Origin of the sequence: Verrucosispora sioxanthis, from assembly GCF_010560025.1 — a bacterium.
In the GTDB taxonomy this organism is placed as follows: domain Bacteria; phylum Actinomycetota; class Actinomycetes; order Mycobacteriales; family Micromonosporaceae; genus Micromonospora; species Micromonospora palythoicola.
This window is the reverse complement of record NZ_SAIY01000010.1, coordinates 1-14,649: the sequence shown is the minus strand read 5'-3', so window position 1 is coordinate 14,649 and position 14,649 is coordinate 1. Positions and strand designations below refer to the sequence as shown.

The 14,649-nt window shown below is 71.7% G+C and carries 11 protein-coding genes; 5 read left to right on the top strand and 6 right to left on the bottom strand.

The window, feature by feature from the left end; genetic code table 11:
• Nucleotides 1-726 precede the first annotated feature (726 nt).
• Nucleotides 727-1,335, top strand: a complete 609-nt coding sequence (locus tag ENC19_RS24230; RefSeq protein WP_328824366.1) for a hypothetical protein — start codon at nt 727-729, stop codon at nt 1,333-1,335.
• A 67-nt stretch (nt 1,336-1,402) separates the two neighbouring features.
• Here the strand turns inward: ENC19_RS24230 and ENC19_RS24225 are convergent, their stop codons facing one another.
• Together ENC19_RS24225 and ileS are read right to left on the bottom strand one after the other, a co-directional pair.
• Entirely contained in the window at nt 1,403-2,101 is a 699-nt protein-coding gene (locus tag ENC19_RS24225) for a lysophospholipid acyltransferase family protein (RefSeq protein ID WP_164449383.1), read from the bottom strand.
• 139 nt (nt 2,102-2,240) lie between these two features.
• On the bottom strand, nt 2,241-5,387 hold the full coding sequence (ileS, locus tag ENC19_RS24220) for an isoleucine--tRNA ligase (protein ID WP_164449382.1): 3,147 nt from the start codon (nt 5,385-5,387) through the stop codon (nt 2,241-2,243).
• 472 nt (nt 5,388-5,859) lie between these two features.
• Here ileS and ENC19_RS24215 point away from each other — a divergent pair, with 472 nt between their 5' ends.
• Nucleotides 5,860-6,300 carry a carboxymuconolactone decarboxylase family protein gene (locus ENC19_RS24215; RefSeq protein WP_164449381.1) on the top strand — a complete coding sequence of 147 codons (441 nt, stop codon included), beginning with the start codon at nt 5,860-5,862 and terminating at the stop codon, nt 6,298-6,300.
• Entirely contained in the window at nt 6,297-7,175 is an 879-nt protein-coding gene (gene sigJ, locus ENC19_RS24210) for an RNA polymerase sigma factor SigJ (protein WP_164449380.1), read from the top strand. The genes ENC19_RS24215 and sigJ overlap by 4 nt, the downstream gene beginning before the upstream one ends.
• A gap of 14 nt (nt 7,176-7,189) precedes the next feature.
• On the opposite strand, the gene ndk is transcribed toward sigJ, so the two are convergent.
• The gene (gene ndk, locus ENC19_RS24205) at nt 7,190-7,615 is read right to left on the bottom strand and encodes a nucleoside-diphosphate kinase (RefSeq protein WP_164449379.1); all 426 of its coding nucleotides are present in this window, start codon (nt 7,613-7,615) and stop codon (nt 7,190-7,192) included.
• A gap of 141 nt (nt 7,616-7,756) precedes the next feature.
• Here ndk and ENC19_RS24200 point away from each other — a divergent pair, with 141 nt between their 5' ends.
• A complete protein-coding gene (locus ENC19_RS24200; RefSeq protein ID WP_164449378.1) occupies nt 7,757-9,259 on the top strand; it encodes a VOC family protein in 1,503 nt (500 codons plus the stop codon).
• A 48-nt stretch (nt 9,260-9,307) separates the two neighbouring features.
• Here the strand turns inward: ENC19_RS24200 and ENC19_RS24195 are convergent, their stop codons facing one another.
• The 3 genes from ENC19_RS24195 to ENC19_RS24185 form a co-directional block, all read right to left on the bottom strand.
• Nucleotides 9,308-9,673, bottom strand: a complete 366-nt coding sequence (locus tag ENC19_RS24195) for a DUF4233 domain-containing protein (RefSeq protein ID WP_164449377.1) — start codon at nt 9,671-9,673, stop codon at nt 9,308-9,310.
• Nucleotides 9,670-10,941 (bottom strand): bifunctional folylpolyglutamate synthase/dihydrofolate synthase, encoded by a 1,272-nt coding sequence (locus ENC19_RS24190; RefSeq protein WP_235945093.1) that lies wholly within the window; start codon nt 10,939-10,941, stop codon nt 9,670-9,672. Before ENC19_RS24190 ends, ENC19_RS24195 begins: the two co-directional genes overlap by 4 nt.
• Nucleotides 10,942-11,126: 185 nt before the next feature.
• Nucleotides 11,127-13,745, bottom strand: a complete 2,619-nt coding sequence (locus ENC19_RS24185; RefSeq protein WP_164449376.1) for a valine--tRNA ligase — start codon at nt 13,743-13,745, stop codon at nt 11,127-11,129.
• Nucleotides 13,746-13,814: 69 nt separating this feature from the next.
• On the opposite strand from ENC19_RS24185, the gene ENC19_RS24180 reads away from it, so the two are divergent.
• Entirely contained in the window at nt 13,815-14,501 is a 687-nt protein-coding gene (locus ENC19_RS24180; RefSeq protein ID WP_164449375.1) for a hypothetical protein, read from the top strand.
• The last annotated feature ends 148 nt before the right edge of the window (nt 14,502-14,649 follow it).

Here is a 14,649-nt window from a genome sequence, read left to right as displayed (position 1 = left end):
CCGTCCGGATCAACACCGGGACGGGGAGCCGGCGGTCACCCACGAACTGCCCAACGACCCCGCAGCGGGCGACGGTCGGTCGGCCAGCTCGGACGAGACCAAGCAGGCCGACACCGGGCCCGCCGACGTCGCACCCACCGAGGCGGGCCCGCCCGCCGACGTGGCGGCACCCACCCGGGTTGACCCACCCGCCGACGCCGAGCCGGACGACAGGCCGCCCGCCGTCCCGCCGGAACCGCCTGTCGGCCCGCAGGGCACCCGCGTGCTGCCCGAGTCCGCGCCCGAGACGGCGACCCCGCGCTGGAGCGGCTCGGCACCGGTACCGCCGGCGACACCGCGCCGACCGGGCTGGGGCGAGTCGGCCGAACCCACCCCGCCGCCGGCACCCCGGTGCCGCAGCCGGAGCACCAGACGCCTGTCGATCCGTGGGCCGGCGTCGACACGAGCGGCTGGGATCTCCTCCACCGATTTTCCCGCCCTGCCGCCGACGCTGTCCTACCCGAGCCCACCGCCGACCCGGCCCTACTCCGGCCCCCGGCACCGGTCTCGCCGATTCCGCCGCCCCCGCCCGCGCCGCAGCACCAGCCCACGCCGCAGCACCAGCCCCTGCCCGGGGTCGGGCCGCAGCAGCGGCCACAACCACCCGGCCCCTACCCGCCCGGCCCGGCCGGCCCACCGGCGTCACCACCGCCGCGTGGTCGGCGGGGCAAGCGGAAGGCCGCACCTGTGGCGCCGCCGCCCGGCTGGCAGCCGCCCGCGGGGTACGTCCCGGTGCCGGTCCGCAAGCGTCGCCGCTGGCCCTGGCTGCTGCTGCTGCTGACCCTGGCCTGCTGCTGCGGCTGTCCCGCCTACTACGGCATGCCGATGGCCAGCCAGTACCCGGCCAAGGCCGCGTTGCCCCAGCAGGTGGCCGACCTGCGGCTGCGCGAGGACCCGCGCAGCACCCGCGACGCGCGGCAGTTGGAGACCCAGATGCGCCAGTCACACTGGCTCGCCGAGGACACCTTCGCCGGGATCTACCACACCAGCAACGGCAAGCGGGTGACCGTCTTCGGCGGCACCGGTTTCCGGTTCACCCCGTCGGCGGACGCCGATGCCGAGATCGAGCGCCTCAAAGACCAGTACGCCCTCGGCGAGAAGCAGATCATGGAGACCGGTGTCCGGGGCCGTCACGAGCGCTGCGCCGTGGGCCGCACCGACGGGGTCGGCGCGGTGGTGTGCACCTCGGTCGACCACGGCAGCATCACCACGGGTGTCTTCACCGGGCTCTCCGTGGACGACAGCTCCCGGCTGCTGGGCACCCTACGGGACCAGATCGTCACCACCGACGGTTGACCGGGGCCGCCGGCCACCCGCCCCAGCCATGCGTCAACGGGCGGGACGCGGCTCGGGCGCCGTCGGCTCAGCCGGCGTCGGTCTCTCCGCTGACCGGCGGGTGGGCCCGCGGCGGGGCGTAGCGAGGCACGTACTCCTGGCCGGTGAGCTTCTGGATCTCACCCATCATCTCGTCGGTCAACTGTCGCAGCGACAGCCGGTCGTCCGGCCGGCCGGTGAAGTCGAGCGGCTTGCCGAACCTGATGGTGATCTTCCCGGTGAAGGGACGCGGCACCCGGGCACCGATCGGCTGTACCTTCTCGGTGCCGATCATGCCCACCGGGATGATCGGCACGCCGGCCGCGATGGCGAGCCGGACCGCCCCGGTACGTCCCCGGTACAGTCGCCCGTCCGGCGAACGGGTGCCCTCCGGGTACACGACCACCAGGTCACCGCCCTTGAGTGCCGGGATGGCGGCGTCGAACGCGGCGAGCGCGGCCCGGCCGCCGGCCCGCTCCACCGGGATCGCGCCGAGACCGGTGAGGACGAACTTGGAGAAGCGGCCCTTGACGCCGGTGCCGGTGAAGTACTCGGACTTGGCCCAGAACGCCAGGTGCCGGGGCACCACCGTGCCGAGGAACAGCTCGTCGGCCACCGACAGGTGGTTGCCGGCGAAGATCGCGCCGCCCTGGTCCGGGATGTGCTCCAGCCCCTCCACCGTCGGACGGAACGCCAGCCGCATCGCCGGCCCCACGGTGAGCTTGCCGATGGTGTAGAGCAGCGGCACTGGTCCTCCGGCGGATCGAGTGAGGTAAGAGGCGGTGTCACCGTAGCGGACCGCCGCACGACGGCATGCGTGAGGTCGGGCCCGTCCGCTGGCTGGGTGCGGGGGCCCTTCCCGGCCGGAAGGGCCCCCTTCGGGCAACTCAGACCCGACGGACCACCACGGTCACGGGCACGCCCTCGCCGACCTCACCGGCGAAGCCGTCGATCCCCTCGGCGAAGTCGACGCTGTCGGCCAACACCTCCCGGACCACGAAGTCGCGGTAGCCGGCCACCGCCGCCCGGACCTCGTCGGAACCCGACGCCGTCACCACGATCCGGTCGGACACGTCGAGGTCGGCGTCCCGGCGCGCCTGCTGCACCACCCGAACGAAGTCCCGGGCCAGCCCCTCGGCGGCAAGTTCGGCGGTGACCGTGGTGTCCAGCACCACCACCCCCTCGCCGCCGGGCAGCGGCGCCGAGTGCTCGGCGTCGGCGGCGACCAGGCGCAGCTCGTACTCGCCCTCGGTCAGGGTGACGCCGGCGGCCACCGGGGCACCGTCGACCAGCTCCCACTCCCCCGCCTTGACCGCCTTGATCACCTGCTGCACCTGCTTGCCGACCCGGGGCCCGAGCGCCCGCGGCACCACCGTCAACACCTGCTGGCAGTACGCCGACACCTCGTCGGTGACGTCGACCTCCTTCACGTTGACCTCGTCGGCGACCAGGTCGGCGAAGGGCCGCAGCTGCCCGGCCGCCGGGCTGGCCACGGTGAGCTTCGCCAGCGGCAGCCGTACCCGCAGCCCCTTGGTCTTGCGCAGCGACAGCGTCGCGGAGGCCACCGCCCGCACCGCGTCCATCGCGGCGACCAGCTCGTGGTCGGCCGGGAACTCCTCGGCCACCGGCCAGTCGGTCAGGTGCACCGACCGCTCGCCGGTCAGCCCCCGCCAGATCTCCTCGGCGGTGAGCGGCGCCAGCGGCGCCACCACCCGGCAGAGCGTCTCCAGCACGGTCCACAGCGTGTCGAAGGCATCCGCGTCGCCCGCCCAGAACCGGTCCCGGGAACGACGCACGTACCAGTTGGTCAGCGCGTCCAGGTAGGACCGGACGGTGGCGCAGGCCCCCGAGATGTCGTACGCGTCCAACTGCGCGCCGACCGTCGACACCAGTTCGTTCGTCTTCGCCAGCACGTACCGGTCGAGCAGGTGCGTCGAGTCGGTCCTCCGCCTCGCCTGGTACGAGTCGGCGTTGGCGTAGAGCGAGAAGAAGTACCAGACGTTCCACAACGGCAGCAGCACCTGCCGCACGGCGTCACGCACGCTCGACTCGGTGACCGGCATGTCCCCGCCCCGCAGCACCGGTGAGGACATCAGCATCCAGCGCATGGCGTCCGAGCCGTACGAGTCGAAGACGTGGTAGACGTCCGGATAGTTGCGCAGGCTCTTGGACATCTTGCGCCCGTCGGAGCCGAGCAGGATGCCGTGGCTGATGCAGTTACGGAACGCCGGCCGGTCGAACAGCGCGGTGGCCAGCACGTGCATGGTGTAGAACCAGCCCCGGGTCTGCCCGATGTACTCCACGATGAAGTCACCCGGGTAGTGGTGCTCGAACCAGTCGGCGTTCTCGAACGGGTAGTGCACCTGGGCGAACGGCATCGAGCCGGACTCGAACCAGCAGTCCAGCACCTCCGGCACCCGCCGCATCATCGAACGCCCGGTCGGGTCGTCCGGGTTGGGGCGAACCAGATCGTCCACCGCCGGCCGGTGCAGGTCCGTCAGCCGGACCCCGAAGTCGCGCTCGATCTCGGCCAGCGACCCGTACACGTCGACCCGGGGGTGGTTCGGGTCGTCGGACTTCCACACCGGGATCGGCGAGCCCCAGAACCGGTTGCGGCTGATCGACCAGTCCCGGGCGTTGGCCAGCCACTTGCCGAACGAGCCGTCCTTGATGTGCCCCGGCGTCCAGTTGATCTGCTGGTTCAGCTCGACCATCCGGTCCTTGAACGTGGTCACCGCGACGAACCACGAGGACACCGCCTTGTAGACGAGCGGGGTGTCGCAGCGCCAGCAGTGCGGGTACGAGTGGGTGTAGGTGTCCTGCTTGAGCACCACCCCCCGCTCCTTGAGCTGACGGATCACCGGCTTGTTGACGTCGAAGACCTGCTCACCCTCGAAGGGCGGGACCAGCGAGGTGAACCGGGTGTGATCGTCCACCGTGACGATGGTCGGGATGCCGGCCGCGTTGCACACGTTCTGGTCGTCCTCGCCGAACGCGGGGGCCAGGTGCACGATCCCGGTGCCGTCCTCGGTGGTCACGAAGTCCGCGCCGAGCACCTGGTACGCGTTGTCACCGGCGTGGGCGACCAGGAAGTCGAACAGCGGGGTATACCGGCGACCGACCAGGTCCGCGCCGCGCACCGTGCCGACCTGCTGGTACCCGTCGAGTTCCTTGGCGTACGCGCCGAGTCGAGCCGCGCCCACCAGGTGACGGACGCCGTCGCGCTCCAGCACCGCGTACTCGATGTCCGGACCGACGGCGAGGGCCAGGTTCGACGGCAGCGTCCACGGGGTGGTGGTCCAGACACCCAGCCGCACCGGCCCCCGGAGCAGTTCCGGTGCCGAGTCGTCGGGGGTCAGTTCGAACCACACCGACAGCGTCGGGTCGTGCCGGTCGCGGTAGACGTCGTCCATCCGGGTCTCGGTGTTCGACAGTGGCGTCTCGCACCGCCAGCAGTACGCCAGCACCCGGAAACCCTCGTAGACCAGCCCCTTGTCGTGCAGGGTCTTGAAGGCCCACATGACGCTTTCCATGTAGTCCAGGTCGAGGGTCTTGTAGTCGTTGGTGAAGTCGACCCAGCGGGCCTGGCGGGTGACGTAGCGTTCCCAGTCCTGGGTGAACTCCAGCACCGAGGAACGGCACGCGTCGTTGAAGCGGGCCACGCCGAGGTCGAGGATCTCCGCCTTGCTGGTGATGCCGAGCTGCTTCTCGGCGACCACCTCGGCGGGCAGGCCGTGGCAGTCCCAGCCGAAGCGCCGCTCCACCCGCCTTCCACGCATGGTCTGGTAACGCGGCACCACGTCCTTGACGTACCCGGTGAACAGGTGCCCGTAGTGGGGCAGGCCGTTGGCGAACGGCGGGCCGTCGTAGAAGACGTACTCGTTCTTCCCCTCGTCGCCGGCCGGGCGGGCGTCGACGGACGCCTCGAAGGTCTTGTCGGCCGTCCAGTGCTCCAGGACCCGGCGCTCGACCGCGGGCAGGTCCGGGCTCGCCGGTACGCCGCCGGCGGTCGGGTCGTGCAACGGATAGGCCATCGCCGGTCGCTCTCCTCGCTGACGCTCACTGTCGTGGGTCTGCGAGGACGAGCCTTGCCGGGTACGCCGTCACCGGCGCGCCGGGCCAAGCCCGCGGTACCACCCCGCTTGACGGTCAGGTTCGACCGCCCGCTCGTTGGCCGGCTGTGACGGGCCGGACCCGCCCGGTTCTACTGAGCCGGTCACCCGGCCGTTCTTCCGGAAGCTCCCCGGTGATAGCCGGATCATCGCCCTGCCCGCCCATGATACCCACCCCGCCTCCCACCCCTCGCCCCAATAACCCCCCACACCCCTCCCGCCGATCATGAAGTTGTTGTCGGCCCGCCTCGGCGTGTCGCGACAACAACTTCATGATCGTCCCGGGGTGCCGGCGGGGACGGGGGCATGAGCGGGGTCACATGGGCTAGTGGTCACGCGGGAAGGCCGGCGATCCGTCGAGGGGGTGTCGGACCGAATCATCGGGAGGTTGTCAATGCAGCGGATCAACGTGGCCGAGGTGGCGCCGGAGGCGTTCGGCGCCGTGCTGGGGCTGGAGAAGTACGTCCGGGCCAACGTCGAGCACACCGTGCTGGAACTGGTGAAACTGCGCGCGTCGATGCTGAACGGCTGCACGTACTGCGTCGACATGCACAGCCGGGAGGCGCTCGGCGCCGGCGAGTCGAGCCGGCGACTGTTCGCGGTGGCCGCCTGGCGGGAGGCGCCCTTCTTCGACGAGCGGGAACGCGCCGCGCTCGCGTTGACCGACGCGGTCACGAAGCTGGGCGAGCACGGCGTACCCGACGACGTCTGGGACGCCGCGTCGAAGGTCTGGTCGGAGAAGGCCCTCGCCGACCTGGTTCTGGCCATTGCCACAATCAACGTGTGGAACCGGATCGCGGTGACCTTCCGCAACGAGTTGCCGACGGACGTGTGAGTCCGGTCGACGCGGCGCAGGCGGCCGGTGCGCTCGATGCGCACCGGCCGATGCTGCTCGGGCTGGCCTACCGGTTGCTGGGTAGCCGCCACGACGCCGAGGACGTCCTCCAGGAGGCGTACCTGCGCTGGTTACGGGTCGACCGCGCCGAGGTGAGCGAGCCGCGTCGCTACCTGTCCCGGGTGGTGACCCACCTGTCGATGGACCGGCTACGGGCCCGACAGGCCGCCCGCGAGACGTACGTCGGGTCGTGGTTGCCGGAGCCGGTGCCGACCGCGCCGTCGCCGTTCGGGCCGCTGGAGCGTGCCGAACTGCGCGACTCGCTCTCCACCGCGCTGCTGCACCTGCTGGAACGGCTCACCCCGCCGGAGCGCGCCGTCTACGTGCTGCACACCGCCTTCGAGCTGCCCTACGCGGAGATCGCCGAGCTGCTGGACCGCTCCGCCGAGGACTGCCGTCAGTTGCACCACCGGGCGAGCCTGCGGATCGGGCGCGACAAGCGCCGGTTCACCGCCGACCGGGCCGAGCAGGAACGGCTGCTGGAGGCGTTCATCGCCGCCGCCACCGAGGGTGACCTGGCCGCGCTCACCGACCTGGTCGCCTCGGACGCGACCGCGTGGAGCGACGGCGGCGGTCGGGTACGGGCCGCCCGAAACCCGATCACCGGTGCCGACCGGGTGGTCCGGTTCCTGCTGGGCATCCGGGCGAAGGGCTGGCCGCTCGCGGTGCGGCGCACGGAGCTCAACGGCCAGCCGGCCGCCGTGGTGACCACCGCGGCCGGTGTCGCGTACGCGGTCACCCTCGGCACGGCCGCCGGCCGGATCACCGACATCTTCCTGGTGGCCAACCCGGACAAGCTGCCCTGGGCGGCCTGAGCCGACCTGCTGGCTCAGCCCAGCTCGGGGAACCAGAGCGCCAGCTCGCGCTTGGCGCTGTCGGCCGAGTCGGAGGCGTGCACCAGGTTCTCCCGGTTGGACAGGGACAGGTCACCGCGGATGGTGCCGGCGGCGGCCCTGCGCCCGTCGGTGGCCCCGATCAGGCCACGTACCACCTCGATGACCTGGTCGCCGGAGAGCACCAGCGCGACGAGCGGACCACCGGTCATGAACGCCTTCAGCGGCGGGTAGAACGCCTTGTCGACGTGCTCGGCGTAGTGCTCGTCGGCCAGCGCGGCGTCCATCGTCCGGGACACCATCGCGTCGATCCGCAGCCCCTTGCGCTCGAACCGGGAGATGATCTCGCCCACCAGTCCTCGGCGCACCGCGTCGGGCTTGATCAGGACGAGCGTGCGGTCGTCCGGGCTGCTGCTGGACACGCTGGGTTCCTCCTCAGAGCGGAAGCCGGTCAGGCTGGGTACGGTCAGCCTAGCGACCCGGTCCCGGCGCCGGCGCGGTGGCCGGCCTTCCCCCGGCCCCCGATCCGGCCTAGCCTGGCCCTGACCCCCGGGAGGTCCACTGTGGCGAATGGTGGCGGCAACCGACCCATCGCACCGGTACGCAAGTTGATCGCCGCGGTGCTCGGCACCGTGGCCACCTTCGTCATCCTCTTCGGCCTGGGCATGACCAGCTGGGCGATCGTCGCGCTCGGTGTCGCCCTGCTCGCCCTGGCGATCGCGCTGGCCACCGTGCGCGGCGGCGGTCGCACCTGGGTCGTCGGCGCCGGCCACGTGCACAGCGCCTCCGAGCCACCGACCCAGTACGCGTTCGGTCGCTGCGAACTCCAGCTGGTGATCGACGCTCCCGGGCTGCCACCCCGCTCGAAGAAGATCATCGAGCCGCGGGTTCCGGTGTCGAAGTGGCCGTCGCTGGGGCAGACCCTGCCGATCCGGGTGGCGTTGGACGACCCGCGACACGTCCGGGTGCTCTGGGACGAGGTGCTCACCCACACCGAGGCCGGCAGCACCGCCGACCTGCCCCCCGAGTTCGCCACGGTGCCGCCGGACGAGGTACTGATCGGGCAGGAGGCGCCGCCCTGGGCCGGCCGGATGCCGGAGGAGGACTTCCACGAACCTTCGGGCGAGGCACCTGACGGTCCACTCGGCGGTCCGTCGGACAGCCGGCCGCACGACGCCGTCGTCGAAACCGTCGAGCACGTGGAGCACCACGAGACGGTGCGGGTACGCCAGCGCCCGGGCCGGCCGGTCGTGCTGGAGGGGACCGTGGTGGAACGCTCCGACGAGCATCGGCTGCCCCGCCGAGCCACGCCCGCCCCACGGACACCGGCCGAGGAACGGTTCACCGAGCCACAACCGACCGAGGAACGACTCACCACCTCGGCGACCTCCGCCGGGGACGAACCTGCTGACCAGGTGGCCGATCCGGTGGCCTCGGGGCGAGTCACGCAGCCGTCGACCGGCCCGGCCGCCGGCCTGACCGACCCGATGGATCCGCTCGACCCGCTCGACCTGCCGCTCGACGACCCGGAGCCGGGGCCGGTGGTCACCGCCGATCGCCCGCCGGCAGGCGACCGCCCGGCGGTCGACGACCAGCCGCAGCCGGCTGCCGATCGGACGGGCGCGGTCGACGCGGAGGAACTGGACGAGGCGATCTTCGGCTTCGACCCGGACGCCGCCGACCTGGCGGCCCCGATCAGCGGGGTGGGCATCACCCTGCTGGTCACAGAGTTGTCCCGCTCCCTGGAGTTCTACCGGGACCGGCTCGGGTTCACCGAGGTCGACCGGGGTGCCGCCAACGCGGTGCTCTCCTCGGGGACGACCCGCCTGGTGCTCCGCGAGGTGACCGGGGCCCAGCCGATCAGTCGCCGGCTGGTCCACGTCAACCTGGACGTGGACGACATCCAGTCGGCGTACCAGCGGCTGCGCGAGTCCGGCGTGCGGTTCACCTATCCGCCCCGGGTGGTCAACCGTGGCAGCAAGCTGGAGGTGTGGGCGGCGGCGTTCCGCGATCCCGACGGGCACGGCATCGCGCTGACCCAGTGGCGGGAACTCGCCGAGGCGTGACCGAGGCCCCGGGCCGTCGTTGACCTGACGCGCCCGTCGCGGTAGCCCTCAGCCCAGGATCACCCGACGCACGTGCAGCGCGTACGCCCACACCAGCGCGAACATCACGCCCAGCACGAACAGCGACCAGTGCAGCAGGCCGGACAGCAGCAACAGCCCCTGCAACACGGTGCCGGCGTGCCAGGCCCACGGGCGGCGCATCATGCCGGCGAGCCCGGCGGCGACCACGGCCAGCGTCACGACCACCGCGATCGCCGCGCCACCGAGATCAGCACCGACCGCCCGGATCGGCTGGATCGCCAGCAGCAGCACCAACGCCTCCAGGGCGAGCGCAGCCGCCCCGAGCCCGCGTACCGCCCGCTGCGGATTGCGCAGGCCCGATCGGCGGGGCTGGCCGTCGCCGTCGCCGGTCATCGCTTCAGCAGCCGTCGGGCGTCGGCCACGGTCACCACGGAGCCGGTGATGAGCACCCCGACGCCGGCCAGCTCGCCCGGCACGTCCTCCTCGGCCAGCGCAACCGCCGCCTCGATGGCGTCCGGCATCTCCTCGGCCACCTCGACCCGGTCCGGGCCGAACACCTCCGCGGCCAGCGCCGCCAGCTCCTTGACCGGCAGTGCCCGGGGTGAACTGTTCCGCGTCACCACCAGTTGGTCGACCACCGGCTCCAGCAGCTCCAACATGCTGGCGGCGTCCTTGTCGGCGAGGGTACCCACGACGGCGACCAGCTTGCTGAACGCGAACTCCTCCTGCAACGCGGTGACCGTGGCCGCCATGCCCTGCGGGTTGTGTGCCCCGTCGAGCAGGATCGTCGGCGCGGAACGCACCCGCTCCAACCGCCCCGGGGAGCTGGCGGCGGCGAAGCCTTCCCGCACCGCCTCCACGTCGAGCTGCCGGCGGGCGCCCGCACCGAGGAACGCCTCGACGGCCGCCAGCGCCACCGCCGCGTTCTGCGCCTGGTGGGCGCCGTGCAGCGGGACGAAGACCTCCTCGTACACCCCGCCCAGCCCTTGCAGGGTGAGCACCTGGCCGCCGACGGCGACAGCCCGGCGCAGTACGCCGAACTCCGAGCCCTCCCGGGCCACGGTCGCGCCCACCTCCGCGCAGCGTTGCAGGATCGGCCGGGCGGCCTCCTCGTCCTGGGCGGCGCAGATCACCGTGGCACCCGGGTGGATGATGCCGGCCTTGGCCACCGCGATGTCCTGGAGCGTGTCACCGAGCCACTCGGTGTGGTCGAGCCCGACCGGGGTCAGGACGCACACCCCCGCCTGGATGACGTTCGTGGCGTCCTCGGCCCCACCGAGACCCACCTCGACCACGGCCACGTCCACCGGGGCGTCGGCGAAGGTGGCGAAGGCCAGCGCCGTGGTCATGTCGAAGTAGGTCAGCGGCTCGGCCGAACGGTCGTCGACCAGTTCGGCGAGCGGCTTCACCTCCTGGTACACGGCGGTGAACCGGGCCTCGTCCACCGGTTCGCCGTCGAGGCTGATCCGCTCCCGCACCGTCTCCAGATGCGGGCTGGTGTACCGCCCGGTGTGCAGCCCGAGGGCCCGCAGCAGCGAGTCGATCATCCGGGCCGTGGAGGTCTTGCCGTTGGTCCCGGTCAGGTGGATCGACGGGTAGGCCCGCTGCGGGCTGCCCAGCAGGTCCAGCAGGGACGTGATGCGGTCCAGCTCGAAGACCATCCGGGTGAAGCCGCGCCCGGCCAGTTCGGCCTCCACCTGCGCGAAGGCGGCCCGGTCGGCCCGGCTGGCCCGTTCGCCCCGGTCGCCGCCCGCCCGATCGCCGGTACGGGCGCGGTCGGTTCGTTCGCCGGCTGCTGCGCCATCCCGCTCGTCACGGAGGCGATCGGTGCCATCGGTGCGGTCGGTCACGAGGGAAGCGCCTCCAGGGCGGCGTCGATGCGGGCCAGGTCCGCCTCGGCGACCGCCAACCGTTCGCGGATCTTGGAAACGACGTGCTCGGGGGCCTTGCCGACGAACGCCGGGTTGCCCAGCTTCGCCCGGGCCTGGCCCGCCTCCTTCTCCGCCGCCGCGCGGTCCTTGGTCAACCGGGCCCGCTCGGCGGCGACGTCGATCGAGCCCCGGGTGTCCAACGCGACACTGACCTCGCCCGGCATGGCCAGCGTCGCACTGGCCTGGAAATCGTCGCCGGCCGGGTCCAGCCGGGCCAGTGACCGGATCAGCGGCTCGTGCGCCGACACACCGGCACCGGACAGCCCGTCCAGTCGGGCCGCGACCCGCTGGGTCGGCCGCAGGCCCTGGTCGGAGCGGAACCGGCGGACCTCGGTCACCACCCGCTGAAGGGTGGCCACCTCCGTCTCAGCCGCGTCGTCGACAAGTGCCCGGTCGGCCGTGGGCCAGGCCGCCGTCAGCACCGTCCCGCCGCCGGTGAGTGCCGTCCACAGCTCCTCCGTGACGAACGGGATCACCGGGTGCAGCAGCCGCAGCAGTTGGTCCAGCACGTGGCCGAGGACACGGCGGCTGACCTCGGCCGGTTCGCCGCCACCGGCCAGCACCGGCTTGCTCAGCTCCACGTACCAGTCGCAGACGTCGTCCCAGGCGAAGTGGTACAGCAGGTCACAGACCTTGGCGAACTCGTACGCCTCGAACTGCTCGTCGACCTCGGCGATAACGTGGGCCAGCCGGGACAGGATCCACCTGTCGATCGTCGACAACGTGTCGGCGGCCGGCATCGGACCGTTGGTGTGGGCACCGTTGATCAACGCGAACCGGGTGGCGTTCCACAGTTTGTTGCAGAAGTTGCGCGAGCCTTGGCACCACTCCTCGCTGACCGGCACGTCACCGCCGGGGTTGGCGCCCCGGGCCAGGGTGAACCGGGTGGCGTCGGCGCCGTACCGGTCGATCCAGTCCAGCGGGTCGACCACGTTGCCGAACGACTTGGACATCTTCTTGCCGTGCTCGTCGCGGACCATCCCGTGCAGGGCGATCACGTCGAACGGCTGCCGGCCGTCCATCGCGTACAGGCCGAACATCATCATCCGGGCAACCCAGAAGAACAGGATGTCGTACCCGGTGACCAGCACACTCGTCGGATAGAACTTCGCCAGCTCCGGGGTCTGCTCCGGCCAGCCCAGCGTGGAGAACGGCCAGAGGCCGCTGGAGAACCAGGTGTCCAGCACGTCCTCGTCCTGGTGCCAACCCTCGCCGGCAGGCGGTTCTTCATCGGGCCCGACGCAGACCACCTCGCCGGCTGGGCCGTACCAGACCGGGATCCGGTGGCCCCACCAGAGCTGCCGGGAGATGCACCAGTCGTGCATGTTGTCGACCCAGGCGAAGTAGCGCTTGGCCAGCTCCGCCGGCTCGATGCGCACCCGACCGTCGCGTACCGCGTCGCCGGCCGCCTTGGCCAGCGGCGAGGTGTTGACGAACCACTGCAACGACAGCCGGGGCTCGACGGTGGTGCGGCACCGGGAGCAGTGGCCGACGGCGTGCACGTACGGCCGCTTCTCGGCCACGACGCGTCCCTCGGCGCGCAGGGCGGCGACGATCGCCGGGCGGGCCTCGAACCGGTCCAGCCCCTCGAACGGACCGGGCGCGGTGATCACCCCCCGCTCGTCCATGATCGTCAGGGTGGGCAGGTCGTGCCGCTGCCCGATCTCGAAGTCGTTCGGGTCGTGCGCCGGGGTCACCTTCACCATGCCGGTGCCGAACGACGGGTCGACATGCGCGTCGCCCACGATCGGGATGCGCCGCCCGGTCAACGGCAGCTCGACCTCGGTGCCGATCAGGTGGCGGTACCGTTCGTCGTCCGGGTGCACAGCGACCGCCGTGTCGCCCAGCATCGTCTCCGCCCGGGTGGTGGCCACCACCACCTCGTCGCTGTAGCGGATCGACACCAGCTCGCCGTCGTCGTCGGTGTGCTCGACCTCGATGTCGGACAGGGCGGTCAGGCAGCGCGGGCACCAGTTGATGATCCGGTTCGCCCGGTAGATCAGGCCGTCGTCGTACAGCTTCTTGAACATGGTCTGGACGGCGCGGGACAGGCCCTCGTCCATGGTGAAGCGTTCCCGGTCCCAGTCGACCGAGTCACCGAGCCGGCGCATCTGGCCGAGGATCGCGCCGCCGGAGGAGGCCTTCCACTCCCACACCCGCTCGACGAACTTCTCCCGACCCAGGTCGTGGCGGGAGAGCCCCTGCGCGGCGAGCTGCCGCTCGACCACGTTCTGGGTGGCGATGCCGGCATGGTCCATGCCCGGCAGCCAGAGCGCCTCGTAGCCCTGCATCCGCTTGCGCCGCACCAGGGCGTCCTGCACCGTGTGGTCCAGCGCGTGACCCATGTGCAGCGAACCGGTGACGTTCGGCGGCGGGATCACGATGGTGAAGGGCTCCCGGTCACTGTCCGCGGAGGCCCGGAATCGACCGTCGGCTACCCACTGCTCGTACCGTCGCTGCTCTACCTCACCCGGCTGGTACTGGCCGGCGAGGGTCGGGGCGTCGGGGCGTCGGGCATCCAGTCTCTCGGTCACCCTGAAAGTCTACGGAGCGCTTCGACGGACCCGACGTGCGCCACCTGTCGTTCGCGTACGGTGTCGGCTATGTCCGACGCACATCTCAGCGCCCGCCAACTCGACGAGGGCGATTCGCCGGTCGACCTGACCGACGAGCCGATCGAGCTGAGCGACCGCGAGCCGCCGGCCGGCGCCGACCGGCCCGACGTACGGTCCCGGCGGCGGCGCCTGGCCGTGGTGGTGGTGCTCGCGATCGTCGCGCTGGTCGGTGTCGGTGCGCTCGGCTCCTGGGGCTGGCGGATCGTTCAGCAGAAGGACGCCCGGCTCGCCCTGCCCGAGCAGGTCTCCGGTCTTCGGCTGGACAGCAGCGACCGGGCCGCCAGCACCGCCGACTATCTGCGCAGTGGGCTGGCCGCCGACATCGAGCTGGACAGCAGCTTCGGTGCGGTCTACCAGGATCCGGCAGAGGCGCGGCGATCGGTACTGATCTTCGGGGGGACGACCCTGCTGTGGCAGCCCGAGCGGGATCTGGAGAGTCTGTTCGAGCTGATGGCCGACGAGACCGCGGCCGTGACCGGGCTCCGCGGCGTGTCACCGGGTCGGCTGGGCGGCGTGATGAAGTGCGGCAGCACCGGCGGCGAGGGTGGCGATTTCGCGGTCTGCGGCTGGGCCGACCACGGCAGCGTAGTGCTGGCCATGTTCCCCGGCCGTTCGATCGACGAATCCGCCGGCCTGCTCCGGCAGCTCCGGGAGAGCATGCAGAGCCGCGACTGATCTCGTCTATTGAGTTGCGGCGCTGCCGGTCGGCCAGCGCAGAAGCCGATCCGTCGCGAGCCGATCCGTCGCGGGGCCGTGACGGGCACCGCAATAACTGCTGAAACGCGTTCAGGGCCACCCTGTGGGTGGCCCTGAACGGGAAGAA

Coding starts and splice junctions, on each gene's coding strand:
- ENC19_RS24195 (WP_164449377.1), bottom strand. CDS start 9,673: ATGACCGGCGACGGCGACGGCCAGCCCCGCCGATCGGGCCTGCGCAAT.
- ileS (WP_164449382.1), bottom strand. CDS start 5,387: ATGGCCTATCCGTTGCACGACCCGACCGCCGGCGGCGTACCGGCGAGC.
- ENC19_RS24180 (WP_164449375.1), top strand. CDS start 13,815: ATGTCCGACGCACATCTCAGCGCCCGCCAACTCGACGAGGGCGATTCG.
- ENC19_RS24190 (WP_235945093.1), bottom strand. CDS start 10,941: ATGGTCTTCGAGCTGGACCGCATCACGTCCCTGCTGGACCTGCTGGGC.
- ENC19_RS24215 (WP_164449381.1), top strand. CDS start 5,860: ATGCAGCGGATCAACGTGGCCGAGGTGGCGCCGGAGGCGTTCGGCGCC.